Consider the following 25,096-nt stretch of genomic DNA (forward strand, 5'->3'; position numbering starts at 1 on the left):
AGAAAAAGAGGTGATTAGGTGGTTGAATTAGATCAGTTTAAAACATTGATGAATTCTTATGAGGAACCACTTGCTGAAATGAGGGATTCACTTTGACCCGGCCGGCAAGGAGAGACGGATCGAAGAATTACAGCGTAAGATAGAAGAACCAGGCTTTTGGGATCAGCCGGAAGAATCCCAAAAGCTGATGAAAGAATTAAAAGATTTACAGGCGCTTCAGGAGACGATTCAAAGCCTGTACCGCACCTATGAGGATATTCAGGTGTTAATAGAAATGGGATACGAAGAAGAGGATCCGGAAATGATTCGTGAGATTGAGGCGGAGATAGCATCCTTTGAAACTTTATTTGAGGAACTTCGGATTCAGACTCTGCTGTCTGGTGAATATGATGGGTGTAACGCAATTGTAACGATCCATGCGGGAGCAGGCGGTACAGAGTCTTGTGACTGGGCAGGAATGCTTTACCGTATGTACAGTCGCTGGGCGGAGCGGAAAGGTTTTTCACTTCAGATACTGGATTATCTGGAAGGAGATATTGCAGGAACAAAGTCCGTCACCTTTGAGGTGAACGGGGAGAATGCTTACGGGTACCTGAAATCAGAAAAAGGCGTGCATCGTCTGGTTAGAATTTCTCCGTTTAACTCAGCGGGGAAACGTCAGACATCCTTTGCATCCTGTGATGTGGTGCCGGATATAGAAGATGAGATTGATATCGAGATTGCAGATGATGAGTTAAAGATTGATACTTACCGTGCCAGCGGAGCCGGAGGTCAGCATGTAAATAAGACTTCTTCCGCAATTCGGATAACCCATCTTCCGACGGGAATTGTAGTACAGTGTCAGAATGAAAGGTCTCAGCACCATAATAAAGAAAAGGCAATGCAGATGCTGAAGGTGAAGCTTCAGATGCTGAAGGAGCAGGAACAGGCAGAGAAGGTTTCTGATATTCGGGGTGAGGTTAAGGAGATTGGATTTGGAAATCAGATCCGTTCCTATGTGATGCAGCCGTATACACTGGTGAAAGATCACAGAACGAATGCGGAGAGTAGTAACGTGAATGCAGTGTTGGATGGAGAGATTGATCTGTTCATCAATGCATATTTGAAACAAACAGTCAGCGGATAAGGAGGGCATATGGTTAACATAGCGGTATTAGGTTATGGAACGGTTGGTTCCGGTGTGGTAGAGGTTGTGAATACCAATGGCTCCCGGATCAGTCAGAGAATCGGAGATGAATTGAACATTAAGTATGTGCTGGATTTGAAGGATTTTCCGGGAGATCCGGTACAGGAGAAGATTGTCCATGATTTTGAGACGATTATCGAGGATGAAGAGGTTCAGATTGTTGTGGAAGTGATGGGAGGAATTGAACCGGCATACACATTTGTCAAGCGATCCTTGCAGGCAGGAAAGAGTGTGGCGACTTCCAATAAGGCGTTGGTAGCCAAGCATGGTGCGGAATTGTTATCCATTGCAAAAGAGCAGAATATTAATTTTCTGTTTGAGGCCAGTGTCGGAGGTGGAATTCCGATTATAAGACCTTTGAACTCTTCGCTGACAGCAGATGAGATTGAGGAAATTACCGGTATTTTGAACGGGACGACCAACTATATGCTGACCCGGATGTTCTATGAAGGGGCGGACTACGAGGACGTGCTGAAAGAGGCACAGGAGAAAGGCTACGCGGAGAGGAATCCGGAAGCAGATGTGGAAGGATATGATGCTTGTAGAAAAATTGCGATCCTGTCCTCTCTGATCTCAGGACAGCAGGTGGATTTTGAAGATATCTACTGTGAAGGAATTACACAAATCACAGCTGAAGATATGAAGTATGCGAAGGGTATGGGGATGACAATTAAGCTGTTGGCGTCCAGTAAGCGCTATGCTGGCAACCGGCTTCATGCAATTGTAGCGCCCTTCCTTCTGAAGGCGGATCATCCGCTGTACCATGTGGACGGCGTGTTTAATTCTATTTTTGTACATGGAAATGTCCTGGGAGATGCCATGTTCTATGGAAGTGGTGCAGGAAAACTTCCTACGGCCAGTGCAGTAGTGGCAGATGTCGTAGATGCTGCGAAGCATTTGAACCGTAATATTATGACGATGTGGAAGGAAGAGAAGCTTCGGTTAGAGGAAAAAGCCGGTGCGAAACGTCGTTTCTTCGTTCGGATAAAAGGAGAAGAGGAAAGTCTCCTTCCGGCAATTCAGGATTCCTTTGGGGACGTAGAAGTTGTCCGGGCAGAGGGACTGGATGGAGAATTTGGATTTATAACACCGGTGATGATGGAAGGAGATTATGAGGTGCGCGCCCGTTTATATCGGGAGCAGATTCTTCATATGATCCGTGTAGAAGGCTAGGAAAACAGGACGGCAAGAAAAGGAGATGCCTATGAAATATATCATATTGTTGAGTGATGGAATGGCAGGGCGGCCGCTTTCGGAACTTTCCGGGAGAACGACGTTAGAAGCGGCTCATACACCAGTGATGGATACACTGGCAAAGGTTTCGGAGATTGGAATGACTTCCATGGTACCAAAGGGAATGGCGCCGGGAAGTGATACAGCGAATCTGGCTGTAATGGGATACGACCCGAAAAAATATTATACCGGAAGATCCCCTCTGGAAGCGCTTAGTATCGGAGTTGATATGGCGGATTCCGATATCTCGTTCCGTTGTAATCTGGTGACTCTTTCAGAAGAAGGGGACGCTTATGAAGAACGCACGATTCTGGATCACAGTTCTGATGAAATCAGTACGCAGGAGGCAGAAGTTCTGCTTAGCGCAGTAAAAGAAAGACTTGTGAAAGAGGGCTATCAGTTTTATACGGGAACCAGTTATCGTCATCTTCTCATCTGGAAGGGGGGAAGGGTTCTTGAACTGACACCGCCCCATGATATTTTGACGAAGAAAATCGGATCTTATCTTCCAAAGGACCCTGTATTACGGGAGATGATGGAGAAAAGTTATGAGATTTTGGAACATCATCCGATCAATGAAAATCGAAGGAAAAATGGATTGAAACCAGCCAATTCTCTTTGGTTCTGGGGGGCAGGAACGAAACCTGCTTTGACTTCCTTTGAGGAGCGAACCGGGAAAAAGGGCGTGATGATCTCAGCAGTAGATTTATTGAAAGGAATTGCCATTGGAGCTGGTATGGACTGTGTGTGTGTGGAAGGTGCAAATGGAGGTCTTCATACCAATTACAAGGGAAAGGCGCTGGCAGCAGTTCAGGCGTTGACAGAAGACGGATATGATTTTGCTTATATCCACGTGGAAGCCCCGGATGAAATGGGACATCAGGGAAGTGCAGCTCATAAGATTGAGGCCATTGAACATGTCGATAAAGAGGTCCTGGGAACAGTGGCAGAGAAACTGAATCAGGCAGGAGAGGACTATCGACTTCTTTTGCTTCCAGATCACCCGACACCGATAGAAGTTCGGACCCATACGGGAGATCCCGTACCATATCTTCTGTATGACAGCACGAAGGAACAGGACGGACTTGTGGCTTACAACGAGAAGACGGCAGAGACGTCAGGACGGTATGAGAAAGATGGTTATCGTCTGATCGGACATCTGCTGCAGGAGGAGTTATGTTAGTAGTAAAGAAATTTGGCGGCAGTTCGGTCGCTGATAAAGAAAGGATCTTTAATGTCGCAAACCGTTGTATTGAAGAATATAAAGCGGGAAATGATGTGGTGGTGGTGCTTTCTGCTATGGGAGATACTACGGATCATCTGATTGGGCTGGCCAATACGATCAACCCAAAGGCGAAAAAGAGAGAGTTGGATATGCTCCTTACTACAGGAGAACAGGTGTCAGTATCTTTGATGGCAATGGCAATGCAGGCGCTGGATGTGCCAGCGGTTTCTTTAAATGCATTTCAGGTGATGATGCATTCTACCTCACGGTATGGAAATGCCCGATTTAAGCGAGTGGATACTGAACGGATTCAGCACGAGCTGGATTCCAGAAAGATCGTTATAGTGACTGGATTTCAGGGAGTCAATAAATATGACGATATTACCACTCTTGGCCGGGGTGGTTCTGATACCACTGCTGTTGCACTGGCAGCGGCGCTTCACGCAGATCGTTGTGAAATCTATACAGATGTGGATGGTGTCTATACGGCAGATCCAAGAGTCGTAAAGAACGCCAAAAAGCTGGATACGATTACCTATGATGAGATGCTGGAGCTTGCCAGTCTGGGAGCGAAGGTACTTCACAATCGGTCTGTAGAGATGGCAAAGAAATATAATGTAGAATTAGTAGTACGGTCCAGCCTGAACCGTTCAGAGGGAACCGTAGTGAAGGAGGCTTCCAAAATGGAAAAATTATTAGTGACGGGTGTTGCGGCGGACAGTAATACGGCTAGAATCTCGGTAATTGGAGTGGATGACAAACCGGGAATTGCATTCCAGATTTTTGATACGCTTGCTAAGAGCTACATTAATGTGGATATTATTCTTCAGTCTGTGGGAAGAGAAGGAACAAAAGATATTTCCTTTACCGTTGCTTCAGAAGATCTTGAAAATGCGCTTCAGGTATTGGATGCGAATAAAGAAAGACTGACGATTCAAAAAGTAACTTATAATGAAGATGTTGCAAAATTGTCCATTGTCGGGGCGGGTATGATGAGTAATCCGGGAGTTGCAGCGAGAATGTTCGAGGCATTGTATAATTCCCGTGTTAATATTAATATGATTTCGACATCTGAGATCCGAATCACGGTATTGGTTGCCAAGAATGATATTGAAAAAGCAATGAATGCGGTTCATGATGGATTTGGAATGGCGGATTAAAAGCCGCAGTATTAAACTTCAGAATTTGCACGCAGAAAGCCGGTAATAATCTGTTGGTTCTCATGGGAGAGGGTACGGTATTGAATAATCATATCGATTTCCTCTTCTGAGAGATAGATCGTATTACCGGTTTTTTTCTCGGATGCAAGCGCGTAAGGAGCAGGATCTTCAGACAGAATGCCGGAGGTGTCGCTGTGCTGAAGATTTTTAAGAACAAGAGCATCGAGATTAACCTGGTAGAAAGAGGCAAGAAGAAGCAAAGAGTCCAGGTCTGGTGTGCGTTTGCTTGTCTCATAGTTGGAATATGCCTGTCTGGAAATATTCAGCATGTCGCTCAGTGTGGTCTGGGTCAGGCCGCACTGTTTGCGAAGGTATCTTAAATTGTTTGCAAGCTGTATATTTGGCATGTCCTTCTATCCTCCGGAAAATAATATCTCCTGTTAGTATAGCAATTTGCCAAATAAATAGAAATCTATGCAACAAAACGTCACAAAGAGAAAGAAAGCAACAAAATGATGCTAATTGGATTTGCTTAATTGGCTGTTGTGGTATTTTCCGGAGAACGTAACGTCTTCACCAAACCAGTCAGGCGCCTGAAAATGTCTGGCAGTATCTTCGTCTGGAAATTCTACTTCTGCAAGCGCGAGGGGCGCAAGGTCACCTTCAAAGAGGTCCAGCTCGATCGTCAGATCATTCGGAAGAGGAATCATATAACGGCGTTTTTGAATGAGTCTTCCGTCAACCTTGGAGAGAAGATGGGTATAAGCATCCTGGGTTAACGGAAGGTTGTACTCTTCTCGGATCATCAGACCGGAAGATTTGTAAGTTAACTCAAACGTATCGTTGTCACGACGGATGCGGATGACCGGTTCTGTGCACAGATACCCCTGTTCGATGATTCGACAAGGGTATCTTTCTAAATCGTTTGGAAGTTGATGGATGAGATATTTTCGTTCGATTTCCATAATAGTAGGTTCCTTTCTTATCTGTAATTAGAGTATGCATGATATAGGTGCTTACAGCTACCATAATAATGGAGTATACAAAAAATGTAAACAATGCTAAAATGATAAAATGTAAGATCAAGGAGGCTGATATCAATGAAAAAAGTAAGTGTGATTTTGGCAGACGGCTTTGAAGAAATTGAAGCCCTGACTGTTGTAGATCTTTTGAGAAGGGCACAAATCTATGTGGGAACCGTTTCTATTACCGATGATTATACGGTTCATGGGGCGCATGGGATTAATGTGCAGGCAGAAGATTTATTCGAAGAAGTAGCTTTTGTCGAATCGGATATGATTGTACTTCCGGGAGGAATGCCGGGAACCTCTAATCTGAACGCGCATGAGGGTGTCAGACGAGTGGTGAAAGAATTTAACCGAGATGGAAAATACATTGGTGCCATCTGTGCGGCTCCAACAATTCTTGGTAATCTGGGACTTCTGAAAGGAAAAAGAGTCAGCTGCTATCCGTCTGTAGAACAGGAAATTCAGGGAGCGGTTATGACACGGACGGATGTAACGGTGGATGGCAATCTGATTACCAGCCGCGGTGCAGGTACTGCGATTGCATTTGCATTAAAGCTGATCGAGATGTTGTCCGAAGCAGAGAAAGCTGCCGAAATTGCCGAGGCAATTCTCTATGAATAGAAAAAAAAGAAGACCGTTTTGCTGGGTTTTACTGCTGTGTTTGGTGATGACCGGACTTCTAAGCGGATGTGGGAGTAAGTTTGATGCCAGAGGATATACGAAGGCGCTTTTAGATCTTAACTTTCAGGGAGAATCCGCAGGGGCATTGGAATATGTGGATGGAGTCACAAAGGAAGATCTGATGCAGCAATATCAGGCGTTTATTGATCAGTTTGTAGAGACCAATATTGCCAGCGGACTGGAGCTTCCGGAGACGAAGCGGCAGAATTTTGCACAGTTGGTTTCGACGATCCTGACTACGATGCGCTATGATGTGAAAGAGGCAAAGGAGAGTGGGAAGCGGGAATATGAAGTTCCGGTTTCTATCTGGCCTACAGACCTATTTGAAAAGTATCAGGAATTGTTAGTGGCAGATTCGCTTAAGATTGCAGAAAAGGTCAGAGAAGGCGGATATGTTGGTACAGAGGAAGAAGTAAATCAGCAAATGCTGGGAGACATTATTAATCATTCGTATGAACTTCTGGATGCAGCATTCCAGGATCAGGAATACCAGGAAGAAGAAACGGTGATTCTGCATGTGAGAGCAGATAAAAAGAATGAATATTTTATTGATGAAGATGACATGAATACATTGATTCTAAAAATCCTGAAGTTAGATGAAATCGGGGGCTAGATATTTGCGAGGGTTTGTGTTATACTTCTGAGGTGAATGTAATGTAGTATGCCCATTTTCCGGGAAAAACTGTCCGGAACAGGGATAGAAACAGGAGGAAAATAGTAAATGAGTTTACAGGTAGAAAAATTAGAAAAAAACATGGCGAAACTTACAATCGAAGTTCCAGCCGATGATTTAGAGAAAGCGCTTCAGAGTGCATATATGAAGCAGAAAAACAAAATCTCTTTGCCGGGATTCCGTAAAGGAAAAGTTCCGCGTCAGATGATCGAGAAGATGTACGGAGCAGAAATTTTCTATGATGATGCAGCAAATGAGCTGATTCCAAAGGCATATGCAGAGGCATATGATGAATGTGATCTGGAAATCGTATCCAGACCGGAGATCAATGTTGTACAGATCGAGAAGGGAAAAGCATTTATTTTTACTGCTGATGTGGCAACTAAGCCGGAAGTGACACTTGGAGAGTACAAAGGTCTGGAAGTAGACAAAGTATCTACTCGTGTGACACAGAAAGAAGTAGATGCCAAGATTCAAGAAGAAGCAGAGAAGAATGCAAGAACAATCACTGTAGAAGATCGCGCAGTACAGGACGGCGATGAAGTGATCCTTGATTTTGAAGGTTTTGTTGACGGAGAGGCTTTTGAAGGCGGTAAGGGAGAAAACTATCCGCTGACAATTGGTTCTGGTTCCTTTATTCCTGGATTTGAGGAGCAGTTAGTAGGCGCAGAGACAGAGAAAGAAGTAGAAGTAAAAGTGACATTCCCAGAAGAGTATCATGCAGAAGAACTGAAGGGAAAAGAAGCTGTATTCAAATGTACAGTCCATGAGATCAAGGCCAAAGAGTTGCCAGAAATCGATGATGAGTTTGCAGCAGAAGTATCAGAATTTGATACTTTAGATGAGTACAAAGCAGATGTAAAAGCGAAGATCAAAGAAGAAAAAGCTTCTGAAGGAAAGAGAAAACAGGAAGATCAGGTAGTGGAGCAGGCAATTAAGAATGCATCCTACGAGATTCCGGAAGCAATGATCGATACACAGGTAATGCAGATGGCAGATGAGTTCGCTCAGAGAATGCAGTCTCAGGGATTGACTATGGAGCAGTACTTCCAGTTTACAGGCATGACAGCTGAAAAGATGATGGAAGAACTGAAGCCACAGGCAGTGAAGAGAATTGAGACACGTCTGGTTCTGGAGGCAGTTGCAAAGGCTGAGAATATTGAGATCAGCGATGAAAAGCTGGATGAAGAGATCGCCAAGATGGCAGAAGCTTACAAGATGGAAGCAGATAAGCTGAAAGAGTTTATGGGTGAGAACGAAAAGAAACAGATGAAAGAAGATATGGCAGTGCAGGAGGCAGTATCCTTCCTTGTAGAAAATGCCGTTGAAAAATAAGAATTTTAAGAAGAACGTATAGTCAAAGGAGGCATATACATGAGTGTAATTCCTTATGTAATTGAACAGACAAGCCGTGGGGAACGCTCCTATGACATCTATTCAAGATTATTAAAAGACAGAATTATCTTCCTTGGGGAAGAGGTAACTGACGCGTCAGCAAGCGTGATTGTAGCGCAGCTTTTGTTCCTGGAAGCAGAGGATCCGGAGAAAGATATTCATCTGTATATCAACAGTCCGGGAGGATCTGTGACTGCAGGTATGGCAATTTATGATACCATGCAGTATATTAAGTGCGATGTAGAGACGATTTGTATCGGTATGGCTGCAAGTATGGGATCTTTCCTGCTTGCAGGAGGTACCAAAGGCAAGAGACTGGCGCTTCCGAATGCGGAGATTATGATTCACCAGCCATCTGGCGGCGCACAGGGACAGGCAACAGAAATCCAAATTGCGGCTGAGCACATCCTGAAGACTCGTCAGAAGTTAAATCAGATATTGGCAGAAAATACGGGACAGCCGCTGAATGTTATCAGCATTGATACGGAACGTGATAACTTTATGTCAGCTGAAGAAGCAAAAGCATATGGCTTGGTTGACGAAGTTATTAAAAGCCGCTAGGAATGGCTGTCTGATTATGAGGTGGAAGTATGGTAAATAAGAACGATGATCAGGTGAGATGTTCGTTCTGTAATAAGACGCAGAATCAGGTGCGCAAGCTGATTGCGGGTCCTAATGGCACTTATATTTGTGATGAGTGTATTGAGGTCTGCAATGAGATACTGGAAGAAGAATTTGTATATGATGATGGAAGAGAGTGGAATCCATTTGCGGATATCAATCTGTTGAAGCCGGAAGAGATCAAGAATTTCCTTGATGACTATGTGATTGGTCAGGACGAGGCGAAGAAAGTCCTTTCTGTGGCGGTGTACAATCATTATAAACGAATTATGGCAGAGAAGGATTTGGGAGTAGAATTACATAAAAGTAATATTTTAATGTTAGGGCCAACCGGATGTGGAAAGACACTTCTGGCTCAGACACTTGCCAAGATCCTGAATGTTCCGTTTGCTATTGCAGATGCTACGGCTCTGACAGAGGCCGGATATGTAGGAGAAGATGTGGAAAATATTCTTCTTAAGATTATTCAGGCGGCAGACGGAGATATTGAACGTGCAGAATATGGAATTATCTATATTGATGAGATTGATAAGATTACAAGAAAGTCTGAGAATCCGTCTATTACCAGAGACGTATCCGGAGAGGGTGTACAGCAGGCGCTCTTAAAGATTATTGAGGGAACTGTTGCAAGTGTTCCGCCGCAGGGAGGAAGAAAGCATCCGCACCAGGAGTTGATTCAGATTGATACTACCAATATTCTCTTTATTTGCGGAGGTGCATTTGAGGGAATTGATAAGATTATTGAAAAACGAATCGATCAGAAGTCTATTGGATTTAATGTAGAAATTGCAGATAAGCATGAAAATGATGTGGATGCATTGCTTCAACAGGTGCTTCCGCAGGATTTGGTGAAATTCGGTCTCATCCCAGAGTTGGTAGGACGTGTGCCGGTTACCGTTGCGCTTGAAATGCTGGATAAGGAAGCATTGGTGCGTATTTTGGCGGAGCCGAAGAATGCCATTACGAAACAGTATGAGAAAATGCTGGAACTGGATGGGGTAGAATTGATCTTTGACGATAAGGCATTGGAGGCGATTGCTGAAACATCGCTGAAGCGAAAGACAGGAGCAAGAGGTCTTCGTGCGATTATGGAGAAGATCATGATGGATATTATGTATAAAGCTCCGTCAGACGACACATTGAAGTCTTGTCGTATTACGGAAGACGTTGTAAAAGGAATCGGAGAACCGGAGTGTGTACACACATCCGTCAGATCTGAGAGTGCATAACTATCATGGGCGGGTACAAGAATAAAGATTGTGCCCGCCTGTTTTCATATAGAGGTCAAAAATATCATACAGGAGTGGAAAATATGAATGTAGAGACAAAAAGTCTGCCTATGGTAGCGCTTAGAGGGCTTACAGTGCTGCCGGAGATGGTGAAGCATTTTGATGTAAGCCGAACGAAATCAATTCAGGCAATCGAGGAGGCAATGGAAGGCGATCAGAAAATTTTTCTTTCTGCTCAGATTGAACTTGATACGGAAGATCCCGGGATCGCTGATGTATATAGAATCGGCTGTATTGCGTCCATTAAACAGGTGGTTAAGCTTCCTAAGAAGATGCTAAGAGTATTGATTGTGGGAGAAACGAGAGCGAGACTGAATGTGCTGGAATTTGAAGATCCGTATCTTCGTGCGAATGTGACAGAAGTCCCGGATGAAGTGCAGACAGACGGGGAAGAAGAAAATCCGCTTAGTGTGGAGGCAATGCGTTCTGGTCTTCAGGATATTTTTAAAGAATATCTCTTGAAAAATCCGAAGCTTTCTAAGGAACTGGCCTTTCAGGTAGAGCAGACAGAAGAGCTGCAAAAGCTTGTGGATGTAATTGCGGCAAATGTGCCGTTTGGGTATAAAGACGCGCAGCTCCTTCTGGAAGAACAGAATTTGATGGATCGATATGAACTGTTGGTATATAAGCTGGTAAGTATGATTCAGGTACTGAATGTAAAAGAAGAACTGCAGGCGAAGGTCAAAGAGCGGGTGGATAAAAATCAGAGAGAATACATTTTAAGAGAAGAGATGAAGCTGATTCGGGAAGAGCTCGGTGATGACAGCACCTTGTCAGATGCGGATGAATTTCAGCAGGCGGCAGAAAAGCTTCAGGCATCAGATGAGGTAAAAGAAAAGCTTTATAAAGAGATTAAACGATTTCGCAATTCGATGGGAAGCCCGGCGGAAACCGGTGTTATCCGTACCTATATTGAAACCATGCTGGAGATGCCCTGGGATAAAATGTGTGAGGAGCATCAGAATATTGCTTATGCAAAAGAAGTATTGGAAGCAGAGCATTACGGATTGGAAAAAGTAAAGGAAAGAATTTTAGAATTTCTGGCAGTTCGCGCCTTGACAAAACGGGGAGACGCACCGATTCTGTGTCTAGTGGGACCGCCGGGAACTGGAAAAACATCCATTGCAAGATCTCTTGCGCGTGCGTTAAAGAAGCCTTATGTCCGCATTTCTTTAGGCGGAGTGCGGGACGAAGCGGAAATTCGCGGACACAGAAAGACTTATGTAGGAGCAATGCCGGGACGGCTTGCCGCAGGTTTGCGTCAGGCAGGGGTGAAGAATCCGCTGATGCTTTTAGATGAGATCGATAAAGTCAGCAATGATTATAAAGGGGATACTTTTTCAGCGCTTTTAGAGGTGCTGGACAGTGAGCAAAACTGCAAATTTCGGGATCACTATCTGGAGGTGCCTATTGATATGTCCGAAGTCTTGTTTATTACGACAGCGAATACGCTTCAGACGATTCCAAGACCGCTTCTTGACCGAATGGAAATTATTGAAATCAGCAGTTATACAGAAAATGAGAAAATGCATATTGCAACAAGACATCTGATTCCCAAACAGCGGGAAAAACACGGACTGACAGAAGATCAACTTGTGATCAGTAAAAATGCACTGTGGAAAATGGCCCGCAATTATACGAAAGAGGCCGGTGTGCGTCAGTTAGAACGGAAAATCGGAGATATTTGCCGGAAGGCAGCCAGAGAGATTCTGGAAAGCCAGAAGAAGGCTGTACGTGTGACAGAACGCAATCTCTGTCAGTATCTGGGAAAAGAAGTTTACACTTATCAGATGGCGAACAAAGAAGATGAGGTTGGAATTGTCCGCGGTCTGGCATGGACCAGTGTCGGAGGTGATACCCTTCAGATTGAAGTAAATGTGATGCCGGGTGAGGGTGAGATTCTTCTGACAGGTCAATTAGGTGACGTAATGAAGGAGTCGGCTAGAACTGGAATCAGCTATATCCGTTCTGTGAGCGGTGAGTATGGGATTTCGGAGAATTTCCTAAAAGAGCATGACGTTCATATTCATATTCCGGAGGGAGCGGTTCCTAAAGACGGGCCGTCTGCCGGTATTACTATGGCAACGGCAATGATCTCTGCAATTACCGGGCGAAAGGTAAGGGCAGATCTGGCAATGACAGGGGAAATTACGCTTCGCGGTCGAGTGCTTCCGATTGGCGGATTAAAGGAGAAGCTTTTGGCAGCTAAGAATGCCGGGATACATACAGTGGTGATACCAAAGGAAAATGAGAAGGATGTGGAAGAAATCTCAGCAGAGATTACCCGTGGGCTTAAGATTCTCCCGGTGAGTTATATGGAAGAGGTCTTAGAGGCTGCACTTTTGTAAATGAAAAGCGTAAAAGGAGAGACGAAAAGGATGATAATCAAAAATATTAATTTAGAGACGGTGTGTGGTATTACCAGTAAGCTTCCGGATAATAGTTATCCAGAAATTGCGTTTGCGGGAAAGTCTAATGTTGGAAAATCGTCGCTGATCAATGCACTTATGAATCGCAAATCCTACGCGAGGATATCGGCAACTCCCGGAAAAACACAGACCATTAACTTCTATAATATCAATGATGAAATGTATTTGGTGGATTTGCCGGGATATGGATATGCGAAGGTCTCAGAGCAGGAGAAAATTCGGTGGGGAAAGCTGATCGAACGTTATCTGCATGGATCAAAACAGTTGAAAGCGGTATTCTTGTTGATCGATATCCGACATGACCCGTCAGCAAATGACAAAATGATGTATGACTGGATTGTAGCGCAGGGATTTGAGCCGATTATTATTGCAACGAAGTTAGATAAGATTAAGCGAAGTCAGGTGGCAAAACATTTAAAGGCGGTAAAACAAGGACTGGGACTGATTCCCGGAACCAAAGTGATTCCGTTTTCATCTGTGACCAAGCAGGGGCGCGATGAAATCTGGGAATTTGTGGAAACAGAGTATCTGGGGAAAGGTTCTGATGAAGAACCGGATCAAAAAGAGGTGGAATCATAAATGCAGACCAATTTTAAGGAACAGTTACACGATGAACGTCCCTACTGGAAGGTGATCGTCAGCTTAGCGGTCAGCTTGATTGGAACAATTTTATTTATTTACGTTGGATATCGTCTGCTCGCGTTTTTCATGCCTTTTGTAATTGGATGGTTCCTTGCCTATGTGGCAAGTCCTCTGGTAAATTGGCTGGAAAAACGGGTGAGGATTGTGAAAAAGCTGGGATCTGCACTGATTATTATTCTGGTATTGGCCGGAGTTGGACTTCTTTGCTACTTCCTTGGCAGTAAGCTGTGGCAGGAGATTCGTGCGTTGATTGAAAACATGCCGGGAATTTATCGGGATTTGGAGAGTGGCTTCTATACAGTGGGAGAAAACTTAGAGGGCATTTTTGAAATGCTTCCGGAAGAAGTGCAGGAAGGCTGGCAGACGATGATCAGTAATCTGGATCAGACGATGGGCAATCTGATCGGAAGAATCAGTGAGCCGACAATGGCGGCGGCTGGAAATTTTGCCAAGCGGATTCCATCGATCTTTATTGGGACTATTGTCACATTTATTTCCTCGTATTTTTTCATTGCAGAGCGGGAGGAAGTAATTATCTGGGCTAAAAAAGTGGCGCCGGATCCACTGGTAGAACGGATGAGCATGGTGATGGATAATCTGAAATATGCAGTGGGCGGTTACTTTAAGGCGCAGTTTAAGATTATGATCGTTGTGTGCCTGATCCTGATTGTGGGTTTTGTGATTTTAGATGTTCATTTCTACTTCTTACTGGCGATCTTGATTGCGCTTCTTGATTTTCTCCCGTTTTTTGGAACGGGAACGGCGTTGATACCGTGGGGACTATATAAATTAATGGTGGGAGATTATAAGATGGTGATCGGCCTTGTGATCCTTTATGGGGTGACACAGCTGGTGCGTCAGCTTATCCAGCCGAAGCTGGTGGGGGATAGTATGGGATTAAAACCGCTTCTGACACTGGTGTTTTTATATGCAGGATACAAGATTGGCGGTGTGATTGCGATGATTTTCGCGGTGCCGATCGGAATGATTTTGATGAATCTTTATAAGGCTGGGGCCTTTGATTATATTTTGGATGATGTAAAGATTTTGATGGAGGGACTCCTGAAATTAAGAGAGTAAAATCAAAACGCAGAAGAAAGATAAGAAAAAACAGAAAATTAAGAATAGAAAGATCAGGAAATAGAGGAGCCGCATCCAAAGAGAAAGGATGCGGCTCCTCTTGTAAGCACAACATGACAGTTTTCCCATACAATAGTAGTGTAAATGAAAAGGGAAAGGAGCATCAAGAATGCAGAATTATCGCTATAATACTTCGGATACCATGCGGCGCGGCGGATATGGATGCCAAACTGGGTGTCAAACTGGATGCCAGGCAATGTCTTCTGTAAAACCGTGTGTTCAGCAGGCTCAAAAAAATGATTGTGCAAAAGAAGACAGGATCTTTGGGATGCCGATTGCGATGGCCTACGTGCCTTGGCAGAAATGGTGTGATCTTTATGATGCTGAAAAAGGGTTTGCGAAAGGAACAATCTTTCAAGAATTGGATAAACCATTTAAAGGAATGGGAGGTTGTTGTAGATGATGGAGAATAAGCCTTGCCGACGTGAGCTGATGGATTGGATTAATGTGGTCAGTTTTGTGGTCGATGATGTAAAACTTTTTTTGGATACACATCCCGGATGTGAGGAAGCACTGGAATATTTTGAGGAATTTCAGAAACAGCGTGTGGAGGCATTGAAGGAATATGCGAAATACTACGGCCCGCTGACATTGGATACGGCGTACACTCCGGAAGAATATTGGTGTTGGATTCAGGAACCGTGGCCATGGCAGGAAGGGGGATGTTAAGGAATGTGGAATTATGAAAAGCGATTACAGTATCCGGTAAAAATTACCCATACAAACCCGAAAATTGCGCAAGTGATTATTACGCAGTTCGGAGGCCCGGATGGAGAATTGGCAGCTTCGATGAGATATCTGTCTCAGAGATATAGTATGCCTTATAAGGAAGTGATGGGAACATTAACGGATATCGGAACGGAAGAGCTGGCTCATATGGAAATGATTTGTGCAATTGTGCATCAATTAACACGTAATTTAAGTGTAGAAGAGTTAGAACGTTCTGGTTTCGATAAATACTATGTGGATCATACACTTGCATTGTGGCCGCAGGCGGCAAGTGGTGCGCCGTGGACAGCAACATATTTCCAGTCGAAGGGCGATCCGATTACGGATCTCCACGAGGATATGGCAGCAGAACAGAAGGCTCGAACCACCTACGATAATATTCTTCGTCTGGTGAAGGATCCGGAAGTCTGTGATCCGATTCGTTTCTTAAGAGAGCGTGAAATTGTGCATTATCAAAGATTTGGGGAATGCTTAAGGCTTACGCAGGAGAAGTTAGACAGTCGAAATTTCTATGCAGTGAATCCTGCGTTTGATTCCTGCCCGGTAAAATAGAAGAGCAGAATATGAAAATCGCTTAATCCTGAAAGATTAAGCGATTTTTATGTCAGATCAAATTTTCGTTTATCGGAGAAGCAGAAAGGCGATCACTGCTATAACAATAAGAATAGCAATGGCAAGGATAATAATCGGCGCTTTAGACATTTTTTCATCCTCGTAATCGTCCTCGTAGAAATCATCCTCAGGTTCTTCTACCCGACGGGCAGGTTTGTTTTTCTTTTTCTTACCATCTCCGACAGCAAGCATCTCATCGTATGCGCGGCGCATTTCCTGTTCTCGTTTTTCGCGAACATGTTTTGGAGGAATATTGGCATATTTAGGTGCGTGAATTTCTTCTTCGTCCACTTCTTTTTTTTCAGTCTTACCGGAAGCTTTTTGTGCCGGCACTTTGAATTTTTTCTTACAGTTGTAACATAACAGATAATTAGGATCTTTTTTTCCCGGTTTTAATTCCTGACCACATATTGGACACTTCATGAGAATGGGCCTCCTTGCTTTTCTTATATTTATATTAGGTATATCTATAAAATGCTATATACATTCATATTTTAGCATAACTATAAGAAAAATTCAAAAAGATTGTTGAAAAATCTGAACAATTTTAAGGCGACATTTTTCCGGTTGTTTTTGTGGATAGATATGAGTATAATAAAAGACGATTGGAGTGTAAAAAATGGGAATAACAAAGAATGAAAAAATGAAGAAAAAAGGTGCTTTGAAAAGGAAAGAAGCAGTATATTTTGATTATAGTTTGCTGGCAGTGTTGATTTTTCTGATCTGTTTTGGACTGGTGATGCTGTATAGTACCAGTTCTTATAGTGCATTGGTAAAATATGGGAACAGCATGCATTTTTTTGTGCGTCAGCTGCTCTTTATTATAGCCGGATTTATCGGTATGTATATTGTGATGCATATTGATTATCATTTCTATATTAAGTGGTCAAAACCGATTTATTTTCTGTCGATTTTTTTGATGGCGTTAGTGCAGACTCCGCTTGGACAGGAGGTAAATGGTGCAAAGAGGTGGATTCGTCTGCCTTTTGATCAGCAGCTTCAGCCGTCTGAGGTAGCAAAGATTGCAGTGATTCTTTTTATTCCGGCGTTGATCTGCAGTATGGGTAAAGAAATTAAGACTCTAAATGGCGTGATTCGTGTGTTGCTGTGGGGAGGTTTTTCTGCGGCATGTGTATTATTCTTGACGGATAACTTAAGTACGGCGATTATTGTAATGGGGATTACCTGCATCATTATTTTTGTAGTGCATCCAAAGACAAAGCCGTTTGTAGCGATTGTAGTAATCGGCCTGGTGTTGATTTTGGTGACGGTGGTGATTTTGAATGCAACGTTAACCACCAGTGATAACTTCCGTATTCGGAGAATCTTGACCTGGTTAAGGCCGGAAGAGTATGCGTCAGGAGTTGGATATCAGACACTGCAGGGATTGTATGCGATTGGTTCCGGGGGCTTTTTTGGCAAAGGTCTTGGAAACAGCGCCCAGAAAATGGTGATTCCGGAAGTTCAGAACGATATGATTCTGTCGGTAATATGTGAGGAATTGGGTGTATTTGGAGCCATTGTTGTGCTGGTGCTGTTTGGAATGCTGTTGTATCGTCTGCTGTTTATTGCGCAGAACGCACCGGATGTGTACGGTTCTTTGATTGTGACGGGAATTTTCAGCCACATTGCACTGCAGGTTATTTTAAATGTATCCGTAGTAATTAACTTGATTCCGAACACCGGAATTACGCTTCCGTTTATCAGTTATGGAGGTACGGCGGTGTTGTTTTTAATGGCAGAAATGGGAATCGCGTTGGGGGTTTCGCGAAAAATTAAATTCCATGAATAAAAGACTTCCTTTTGTCAGATAAATATGCTATGATTAAAGACGTGGTATTCAAAACTACATATTATGGAAGCGAATGACACACCGGATTGTGTGAGTGTTGGTGTGCCGGGAGGAAGCATATGAGTTATAAAATTATTGTAGATAGTTGTGGAGAACTGACAGAGGAGATGAAGGCGTCCGGCCATTATGAGACGGCTTCGCTGCATATAGATGTAGGAGGACATCATATCGTAGATGATGAGACGTTTGATCAGGCATCTTTTTTGAAGATTGTTGCGGAGACTGAAGAGTGTGCCAAATCATCTTGTCCGTCTCCTGAACGGTATATGGAAGGGTATCACTGTGAAGAGGAGCATGTTTATGCAGTGACATTATCCGCAGAACTGAGTGGATCTTATAATAGCGCTGTGTTGGGAAAGAGTCTGTATAAAGAAGAATATGGAGAAAAAGATATTCATGTTTTTAATTCCAGGTCCGCATCCGTGGGAGAAACACTGATTGCGTTAAAAATTGCGGAATGTGAAGAACAGGGAATGACATTTGAGCAGGTAATTGATACAGTGGAAGCTTATATCTGTGAACAGAATACCTATTTTGTGCTGGAGACACTGGAGACACTTCGGAAAAACGGAAGATTAACGGGAATTAAGTCGGTAATGGCATCTGCGCTTAATATTAAGCCGGTGATGGGAGCAACACCGGAAGGAACCATTGTTCAATTAGGAAAAGCTCGGGGAGTTAAAAAAGCGCTTGCGAAAATGGTGGAAGAAGTGACGGTGCAGGTTCGGAATTCGGAACAGAAAATTTTGGCAATTGCGCACTGTAATTGTTTGGAACGAGCCAAAGAGGTAAAGAAGATGCTGGAAGAGAAAGCTTCTTTTCGGGATGTGATCATTTTAGACACGGCTGGTATCAGCAGTATGTATGCATCTGATGGCGGTGTAATAGTGGTTGTATAATTGGCCGGAATATGGTAGAATATTTTTCAGTTGAAAAAGTGATATCAGGATAGAAGGGACAAAAATCATGAGTCAGGAAAAAGTAGACCGCTATAAACAGGAAAAAGCAAACCGCAAAAAAAACATGAAGAAAGAAAAATTCGGTAATGTGATCCGAAAATGTGTCGTAGGTTTGGTGGGAATTGCATTGGTCGGATGGATTGGCTATTCCGCTTATACAACATATGATGCAAAGCAGCCGCAGCAGGAAGCACAGGTGGATTATACAGCAGTGAATGAGCTGTCCCAGAACCTTGCGGCCGTTCAGGTGGAGGAACCGGTTCAATAAATGGAAGCCATGTGGTAGATTGTGGTAAAAAAGTGGTAGAAAAAGAATCATAAGAGAATAAAAATGAAGCGAGCAGGATTTTCTGCTCGTTTTTTTTCTGCGTTTTTTTAATAGATGATGTGAAAAAAACGTGAAAAGCTCTTGAAATAGATGAAAAAGTAGTTTACAATGGGTTCAAGTGGTAGAAAGTGGTGAAAAGTGGAATGAAGTGGTGACCAAGTGGTGAACCATGTGGGAGAAGGTGAGTTCTAATGTTAAAGGGGGAGTACAGTCATAATATTGACGCAAAAGGCAGATTAATTATTCCAGCCAAGTATCGTGACGATTTAGGGGAGCATTTCGTCATTACGAAAGGAATGGAGAACTGTCTGTATGTATACCCGGAGAACGAATGGGACGCCTTTGAAGAGAAATTGAACGCTTTGCCAACAACCACCGATAAGAAAGCCCGTGCATTTGCATATTTTTTCCAGGGAAGCGCCACGGATGGCGATCTGGATAAGCAGGGCAGAACTCTCATCCCTTCCGTACTCAGAGAATTTGCACATCTTGATAAAGAAGTTGTGTTTGTCGGCATGGGGAAGCGTGCTGAGATCTGGGACAAGAAAAGATGGGAAGAAAAGAATGCTGAAGTGGAACTTAACATTGAAGATATTGCATCTGATATGGAAGCAAGTGGATTCAGTATCTAAGAGGGAGAAGATATGGAATTCGTACACAAATCAGTATTACTGGATGAAACAGTAAATGGATTAAACATCAAGCCGGACGGAATTTATGTGGACGGAACACTTGGTGGAGGCGGACATGCATATGAAGTATGCAGGCGCCTTGGAAAACAGGGGAGTATTGTAGGAATAGATCAGGACGAGGCTGCGATTGAAGCGGCCGGGTTCCGATTAAAAGACTTCGGGGAGAAGGTTACAATAGTCAGGAGCAACTATTGCAATATGAAGTCAAAGCTCCAGGAATTAGGCATTGACAAGGTCGATGGAATCGTCCTTGATCTGGGCGTATCATCTTATCAGTTAGATACGGCAGAACGGGGATTTTCCTATCGTGAAGATGCGCCACTGGATATGCGGATGGATACACGTCAGAAGATGACGGCCAGGGACATCGTCAATGACTACAGTGAGATGGAACTTTATCGGGTGATCAGAGATTACGGGGAGGATAAGTTTGCTAAGAATATTGCAAAACATATTGTAATCGCACGCGAGAAAGAACCGATCGAGACGACAGGCCAGCTGACGGAAATTATCAGACAGGCCATTCCAATGAAGTATCAGAAGAAGTCTGGGCATCCGGCGAAGCGGACGTTCCAGGCAATTCGCATTGAACTAAACAGGGAGCTTGAGGTTCTTAGAGATTCATTGGATGATATGATTGAATTGTTAAATCCGGGTGGAAGATTGTGCATTATTACCTTCCATTCGCTTGAGGACAGAATTGTAAAGAGTGCATTTAAGAAAAACGAGAATCCTTGCACCTGTCCTCCGGATTTTCCTGTATGCGTATGTGGGAAGAAATCCAAGGGGAGTATTATTACTAGAAAACCAATTCTTCCAAGTGAAGAAGAATTGGCGAACAACAGTCGTTCAAAGAGTGCGAAACTTCGGATTTTTGAACGCAGTTAAGGCAAAAAAGAAAAGATTAATGTGAAAGGGGTGACTATACGTGGCGGAAAGACAGCGTTATACAGACAGACAAATGAATCAGAACTACAGAGGAAACAGCGCATCGCAGCAGATGTATGTATATGGAAATGTTGTGACCAAACCGGTTTATGATCCGGACCGCCAGGAAAAGTTGCCCGAAAGACCAAAGAAAAAGGTCAGCAGACAGGTGAAAAAGAACCGGAAGAAAGCACAGCATATGAGTCGGGGCTATGTGGTGTTTCTTGCGGTGGCTGCCATGCTTGCATTAATCGTATGTGTGAACTATGTTCGGCTGCAGTCCAGTATCGTCGATCGTTCCAAGAATATTACAATGATGCAGGAAGAATTGGCTGATATGAAGGAAGAGAATACCACCCGTCAAAATGCTGTGATGGATTCGGTTAATTTGGATGAAGTAAGAGATCGTGCTCAGAATGATCTCGGAATGGTTTATGCTTCACCGGAACAAATTGTGGAGTATGAAAACCCGGCAACCGATTACGTAAAACAGTATGAGGAGATTCCAAAAGACGGTGTGCTTGCACAGTCGGATAAGACTTCAAGATAGGTTGGAATTATGGCAAAAAAGAAAACGAATTTTTTTAAAAAGAAATTTTCCAAACTGATGCAGAAAAAGCTAGTAATGTTGTTTATGGCAATTATACTAGCTTTTGTTTTCTTGGTGGGAAGAATTACCTATATCAATGCATCAAGTGGAGACAAATATACGAAGACAGTATTGGATCAGCAGCAGTATGACAGTCGGATCATTCCCTTTAAAAGAGGTGATATCGTAGACCGTAACGGTACAAAGATTGCTACCAGCGAGCGTGTTTACAACGTCATTTTGGATGTAAAAGTGATGCTTAGCAATGAGGATTATGTGGAGCCGACGATAGAGGTTCTGAAAAGCTGCTTTGAGATTGACGAAGAAGAGATTCGGACGTTGATAAAAGAAAATTCCTCCGGCAGATATAATGTATTGAAGAAGGGCGTATCTTATGAAAAGGCGCTGGAGTTTCGCGAGATTGAAGAAGACGAAAAGAAGTATTCGGATGTAAAGGGAATCTGGTTAGAAGAAGATTATGTGAGAACATATCCCTATCAAACGCTGGCCTGTGATGTGGTTGGGTTTACTGTAGATGGAAATGTGGGAAGCAACGGAATAGAAGCATCCTATAATTCGGTTCTGAATGGTACGGATGGGCGAGAGTATGGTTACCTGGATGCAGGTTCCTCTTTTGAGCGTACAGTCAAAGAACCGGAAAACGGAAGCACGGTCGTTTCGACGATCGATCTGCAGGTACAAAGTATTGTAGAAAAACACGTTCTGGCATTTAATGAGGCGCATAAAAATGAATTTGCAGAAGGCGAAGGAAGTAAGAATACGGCGGTGGTTGTGATGAATCCGCAGAATGGAGAGATCCTGGCGGAGGCCTCTTATCCGAACTATGATCTGAATCATCCAAGAGATTTAAGTGCGTATTACACAGAGGAAGAGCTGGAAGCCATGGGTGATGAAGAGAAACTGGATGTGCTGAATAATCTGTGGAATAACTTCTGTGTCAGTGATACCTATGAACCTGGCTCCACGTTTAAACCATTTACGATTGCTGCGGGGCTGGAAAATGGGACTCTGACAGGAGAAGAAGGCTACATGTGCGGAGGTGTGCTGCATGTGGGGGACCATGATATTCATTGCAGCAACCGGAAAGGGCATGGACCTCAGACATTGAAACAATCGCTGGAAAACTCCTGCAATGTAGCATTGATGGAGATTGGAGAGAGTTTGGGAGCAGAAGAGTTCTGCCGTTATCAGAAATTGTTTGGATTTGGAGAATATACAGGAATCGATCTTCCGGGAGAAGGTTCTACAGAAGGACTTTTGTATACGCCGGAAAATATGGATGCCGCCAGTCTTGCGACGAATGCTTTTGGTCAGAACTTTAATGTGACGATGACTCAGCTGGCTGCTTCGTTCTGTTCGCTGGTTAATGGCGGAGATTATTACAAGCCTCATGTGGTAAAACAGATCCAGGATGAGAATGGAAATGTGACAGAGACGAAGGATCCGGTTTTATTAAAGAAGACGATTTCCAAGGAAAGCAGTGATTTGATCAAAGATTATATGCTGGGCGTTGTTCAGGAAGGAACAGGAGCTTCAGCTGGTGTAGAAGGATACGATATCGGAGGAAAAACAGGTACGGCTGAGAAGCTGCCGCGAGGCAATGGCAAATATCTGGTTTCATTTATTGGGTATGCACCGCAGGAAAATCCGGAAGTGGTGGTGTATGTGGTTGTGGATGAACCGAATGTTGCAGGTCAAGCATCCAGCACGTATGCAACAGAGCTCGCTTCTGATATTATGGAAGAAATCTTCCCGTATCTGGGAGTCCCGAAAGCAGTGCCTGCAGATGCGGCAGAGGGAGCAGTGACAAATTAAGCAGAATAACCTTACAACAGACCTAATAAATTAATAGAAAGGCTGTTGTGAGGTTTTTTTATGGGAAAAAATAAAACATATCACAAAAAGAAGATGCTGGTGGTGTTCTTATGTGCAGTTTGTATGATTTTGGGATTGTTGGGAAGGCTTTGCTATCTAATGGTTTTTGATGCAAAGTATTATCAGCAAAAAGCGCAGGAGCTGCATGAACGGGAACGGGAAATCAAAGCCGCCAGAGGGGAGATTGTGGATGCGAACGGAACAGTGCTTGCCACCAACCGCACGGTTTGTACGATTTCGGTGATCCACAGTCAGATTGAGAATGTAGAGGAAGTGGTGGCAGCGCTTTCTTCGGCGCTTGAAATGGACGAGGAAGAGGTAAGAAAACGGGTGGAGAAGGTATCCTCAATGGAGCGGATCCGAACGAACGTAGATAAGGAGACGGGGGATAAGATTCGTGATTTGGAGCTTCCGGGTGTAAAAGTAGACGAAGATTTCAAACGGTATTATCCCTATCAGGAATTGGCGTCAAAGGTGCTTGGATTTACAGGAGGAGACAATCAGGGGATTGTGGGATTGGAGGTAAAGTACGAGGAGTATCTGAAAGGAATCAATGGAAGGATTCTAACGACCACAGATGCCAGAGGGATGGAATTGGAAGCTGTGGCGGAAAATCGGGTGGAGCCGATACCGGGGCATACCCTTCAGATCAGTCTGGATTATAATATCCAGACCTATGCACAGCAGACGGCAGAAAAGGTGATGGAAGAAAAACAGGCGGATCAGGTGGAGATTTTGCTGATGAATCCTCAAAATGGAGAGATTCTCGCTATGGTAAATGTGCCGGAGTTTAATCTGAATGCACCTTTTACTCTTCCTACAGAAGGAGAGCTGGAAAAGGAGAATGAAAGTTCTAAACGAAGAACGACAGAACAAGAAAGGATGACGGCAGAGGAAAAGCAGGATGCTTTAAATCAGATGTGGCGCAATGGCTGTATCAATGATACCTATGAACCGGGATCCACATTTAAGATTATTACAGCAGCCGCGTGTCTGGAAGAGGGGGCGGTACACTTAGATGATACCTTTTCCTGCCCCGGCTACCGGGTGGTGGAAGATCGTAAAATTCGCTGTCACAAGACGGGAGGTCATGGAACGGAGACTTTTGTGCAGGGAATTCAGAATTCCTGTAATCCGGTGTTTATCGATATTGGACAGCGCTTGGGAGTGGATCATTTTTATCGATATTTTGAACAGTTTCAGATGATGGAGCCAACAGGAGTTGATTTGCCGGGAGAGGCATCCACGATTATGCATCAAAAAGAAAATGTAGGGCTGGTGGAACTTGCAACGATGAGCTTTGGGCAGTCTTTTCAGGTGACACCCATTCAAATGGCGGCTACGGTTAGCTCACTGATTAACGGAGGGAAAAGGGTGACGCCGCATTTGGGAGTCCGGGTATGCGACTTTAAGGGGGAGGAAGTAAAGAAGTTTGGTTATGGAAATGGAGAGCGGATCGTATCGGAAGAGACGTCAAAAATCATGCAGCGTCTGCTTGAAAGTGTTGTCTCCGAAGGATCCGGAAAGAATGCATACGTTGAAGGTTATGCAGTCGGGGGAAAGACGGCGACATCCCAGACGCTGCCTCGAAGCGCCAATAAATATATTTCTTCTTTTATAGGGTTTGCACCGGCTGATGATCCGCAAGTGTTGGGAATGTGTGTGATTGATAATCCGAAAGGGATTTACTATGGAGGAACGATAGCAGCGCCTGTGATCGGTAATATTTTTGAAAGCATATTCCCCTATCTTGGCATTGAAAAAGAACAGGAAATGCAGTATACTAGGGAAGGTTAGGGGAGGGAGAAGC

Annotated in this window: 26 protein-coding genes; 23 read left to right on the forward strand and 3 right to left on the reverse strand. The window is 43.8% G+C overall.

Annotated elements, in window-relative coordinates; translation table 11 throughout:
* Window positions 1-18 precede the first annotated feature (18 nt).
* The 4 genes from prfB to WKT00_RS00390 all read left to right on the forward strand — a co-directional run bounded on the left by prfB (window position 19) and on the right by WKT00_RS00390 (window position 4,804).
* Window positions 19-1,126, forward strand: a protein-coding gene (gene prfB, locus WKT00_RS00375; protein WP_340260236.1) for a peptide chain release factor 2 whose coding sequence is annotated in 2 segments (ribosomal slippage) — window positions 19-93 and window positions 95-1,126 — 1,107 coding nt in all. Because the reading frame shifts where the segments join, the coding sequence is not laid out codon by codon here.
* 9 nt (window positions 1,127-1,135) lie between these two features.
* Window positions 1,136-2,359 carry a homoserine dehydrogenase gene (locus WKT00_RS00380; RefSeq protein WP_173814091.1) on the forward strand — a complete coding sequence of 408 codons (1,224 nt, stop codon included), beginning with the start codon at window positions 1,136-1,138 and terminating at the stop codon, window positions 2,357-2,359.
* Between the two features lie 31 nt (window positions 2,360-2,390).
* The gene (locus WKT00_RS00385; RefSeq protein ID WP_101694677.1) at window positions 2,391-3,602 is read left to right on the forward strand and encodes a cofactor-independent phosphoglycerate mutase; all 1,212 of its coding nucleotides are present in this window, start codon (window positions 2,391-2,393) and stop codon (window positions 3,600-3,602) included.
* Complete coding sequence (locus tag WKT00_RS00390) at window positions 3,596-4,804, forward strand: aspartate kinase (protein ID WP_101694676.1); 1,209 nt, start codon at window positions 3,596-3,598, stop codon at window positions 4,802-4,804. Before WKT00_RS00385 ends, WKT00_RS00390 begins: the two co-directional genes overlap by 7 nt.
* A gap of 11 nt (window positions 4,805-4,815) precedes the next feature.
* On the opposite strand, the gene WKT00_RS00395 is transcribed toward WKT00_RS00390, so the two are convergent.
* Window positions 4,816-5,211 (reverse strand): helix-turn-helix domain-containing protein, encoded by a 396-nt coding sequence (locus tag WKT00_RS00395; RefSeq protein WP_101694675.1) that lies wholly within the window; start codon window positions 5,209-5,211, stop codon window positions 4,816-4,818.
* Between the two features lie 111 nt (window positions 5,212-5,322).
* Entirely contained in the window at window positions 5,323-5,769 is a 447-nt protein-coding gene (locus WKT00_RS00400) for a CYTH domain-containing protein (RefSeq protein ID WP_101694674.1), read from the reverse strand.
* A gap of 135 nt (window positions 5,770-5,904) precedes the next feature.
* On the opposite strand from WKT00_RS00400, the gene WKT00_RS00405 reads away from it, so the two are divergent.
* From WKT00_RS00405 to WKT00_RS00455, 11 genes are all read left to right on the forward strand, one after another.
* Window positions 5,905-6,453, forward strand: a complete 549-nt coding sequence (locus WKT00_RS00405) for a DJ-1 family glyoxalase III (RefSeq protein ID WP_340260241.1) — start codon at window positions 5,905-5,907, stop codon at window positions 6,451-6,453.
* Window positions 6,446-7,126 (forward strand): hypothetical protein, encoded by a 681-nt coding sequence (locus tag WKT00_RS00410; RefSeq protein WP_101694672.1) that lies wholly within the window; start codon window positions 6,446-6,448, stop codon window positions 7,124-7,126. Before WKT00_RS00405 ends, WKT00_RS00410 begins: the two co-directional genes overlap by 8 nt.
* Before the next feature lie 108 nt (window positions 7,127-7,234).
* Window positions 7,235-8,521, forward strand: a complete 1,287-nt coding sequence (tig, locus tag WKT00_RS00415) for a trigger factor (protein WP_101694671.1) — start codon at window positions 7,235-7,237, stop codon at window positions 8,519-8,521.
* A 39-nt stretch (window positions 8,522-8,560) separates the two neighbouring features.
* The gene (clpP, locus tag WKT00_RS00420) at window positions 8,561-9,142 is read left to right on the forward strand and encodes an ATP-dependent Clp endopeptidase proteolytic subunit ClpP (RefSeq protein ID WP_101694670.1); all 582 of its coding nucleotides are present in this window, start codon (window positions 8,561-8,563) and stop codon (window positions 9,140-9,142) included.
* A 29-nt stretch (window positions 9,143-9,171) separates the two neighbouring features.
* Window positions 9,172-10,431 carry an ATP-dependent Clp protease ATP-binding subunit ClpX gene (clpX, locus tag WKT00_RS00425; protein ID WP_101694669.1) on the forward strand — a complete coding sequence of 420 codons (1,260 nt, stop codon included), beginning with the start codon at window positions 9,172-9,174 and terminating at the stop codon, window positions 10,429-10,431.
* An 83-nt stretch (window positions 10,432-10,514) separates the two neighbouring features.
* Window positions 10,515-12,839: an endopeptidase La gene (gene lon / locus WKT00_RS00430; protein ID WP_340260245.1), complete on the forward strand. Its 2,325-nt coding sequence runs from the start codon at window positions 10,515-10,517 to the stop codon at window positions 12,837-12,839.
* 30 nt (window positions 12,840-12,869) lie between these two features.
* A complete protein-coding gene (gene yihA / locus WKT00_RS00435) occupies window positions 12,870-13,499 on the forward strand; it encodes a ribosome biogenesis GTP-binding protein YihA/YsxC (protein ID WP_173814094.1) in 630 nt (209 codons plus the stop codon).
* Window positions 13,500-14,642: a sporulation integral membrane protein YtvI gene (gene ytvI / locus WKT00_RS00440; RefSeq protein ID WP_340260249.1), complete on the forward strand. Its 1,143-nt coding sequence runs from the start codon at window positions 13,500-13,502 to the stop codon at window positions 14,640-14,642.
* A 169-nt stretch (window positions 14,643-14,811) separates the two neighbouring features.
* Complete coding sequence (locus WKT00_RS00445) at window positions 14,812-15,105, forward strand: spore coat associated protein CotJA (RefSeq protein WP_242962632.1); 294 nt, start codon at window positions 14,812-14,814, stop codon at window positions 15,103-15,105.
* Window positions 15,102-15,371 (forward strand): spore coat protein CotJB, encoded by a 270-nt coding sequence (locus WKT00_RS00450; protein ID WP_101694666.1) that lies wholly within the window; start codon window positions 15,102-15,104, stop codon window positions 15,369-15,371. Before WKT00_RS00445 ends, WKT00_RS00450 begins: the two co-directional genes overlap by 4 nt.
* A gap of 3 nt (window positions 15,372-15,374) precedes the next feature.
* A complete protein-coding gene (locus tag WKT00_RS00455; protein ID WP_101694665.1) occupies window positions 15,375-15,983 on the forward strand; it encodes a manganese catalase family protein in 609 nt (202 codons plus the stop codon).
* A 69-nt stretch (window positions 15,984-16,052) separates the two neighbouring features.
* On the opposite strand, the gene WKT00_RS00460 is transcribed toward WKT00_RS00455, so the two are convergent.
* Window positions 16,053-16,466, reverse strand: coding sequence for a hypothetical protein (locus tag WKT00_RS00460; RefSeq protein ID WP_101694664.1), 414 nt, complete (start codon window positions 16,464-16,466; stop codon window positions 16,053-16,055).
* A 196-nt stretch (window positions 16,467-16,662) separates the two neighbouring features.
* On the opposite strand from WKT00_RS00460, the gene WKT00_RS00465 reads away from it, so the two are divergent.
* The 8 genes from WKT00_RS00465 (at window position 16,663) to WKT00_RS00500 (ending at window position 25,083) form a co-directional block, all read left to right on the forward strand.
* Entirely contained in the window at window positions 16,663-17,835 is a 1,173-nt protein-coding gene (locus WKT00_RS00465) for an FtsW/RodA/SpoVE family cell cycle protein (RefSeq protein WP_173814096.1), read from the forward strand.
* Between the two features lie 119 nt (window positions 17,836-17,954).
* Complete coding sequence (locus WKT00_RS00470) at window positions 17,955-18,794, forward strand: DegV family protein (RefSeq protein ID WP_340260258.1); 840 nt, start codon at window positions 17,955-17,957, stop codon at window positions 18,792-18,794.
* Between the two features lie 67 nt (window positions 18,795-18,861).
* Window positions 18,862-19,122: a hypothetical protein gene (locus WKT00_RS00475; RefSeq protein ID WP_101694662.1), complete on the forward strand. Its 261-nt coding sequence runs from the start codon at window positions 18,862-18,864 to the stop codon at window positions 19,120-19,122.
* Window positions 19,123-19,373: 251 nt separating this feature from the next.
* Window positions 19,374-19,814, forward strand: coding sequence for a division/cell wall cluster transcriptional repressor MraZ (gene mraZ, locus WKT00_RS00480; protein WP_101694661.1), 441 nt, complete (start codon window positions 19,374-19,376; stop codon window positions 19,812-19,814).
* A 12-nt stretch (window positions 19,815-19,826) separates the two neighbouring features.
* Window positions 19,827-20,762, forward strand: coding sequence for a 16S rRNA (cytosine(1402)-N(4))-methyltransferase RsmH (gene rsmH, locus WKT00_RS00485; RefSeq protein ID WP_101694660.1), 936 nt, complete (start codon window positions 19,827-19,829; stop codon window positions 20,760-20,762).
* Between the two features lie 73 nt (window positions 20,763-20,835).
* Window positions 20,836-21,351: a hypothetical protein gene (locus tag WKT00_RS00490; protein WP_101694787.1), complete on the forward strand. Its 516-nt coding sequence runs from the start codon at window positions 20,836-20,838 to the stop codon at window positions 21,349-21,351.
* A 9-nt stretch (window positions 21,352-21,360) separates the two neighbouring features.
* Complete coding sequence (locus tag WKT00_RS00495) at window positions 21,361-23,226, forward strand: peptidoglycan D,D-transpeptidase FtsI family protein (protein ID WP_101694659.1); 1,866 nt, start codon at window positions 21,361-21,363, stop codon at window positions 23,224-23,226.
* 60 nt (window positions 23,227-23,286) lie between these two features.
* The gene (locus WKT00_RS00500; RefSeq protein ID WP_340260262.1) at window positions 23,287-25,083 is read left to right on the forward strand and encodes a peptidoglycan D,D-transpeptidase FtsI family protein; all 1,797 of its coding nucleotides are present in this window, start codon (window positions 23,287-23,289) and stop codon (window positions 25,081-25,083) included.
* Window positions 25,084-25,096 lie beyond the last annotated feature (13 nt).

It is taken from the genome of Dorea sp. ICN-14282 (assembly GCF_037890115.1).
Classification (GTDB): domain Bacteria; phylum Bacillota; class Clostridia; order Lachnospirales; family Lachnospiraceae; genus Dorea_B; species Dorea_B phocaeensis.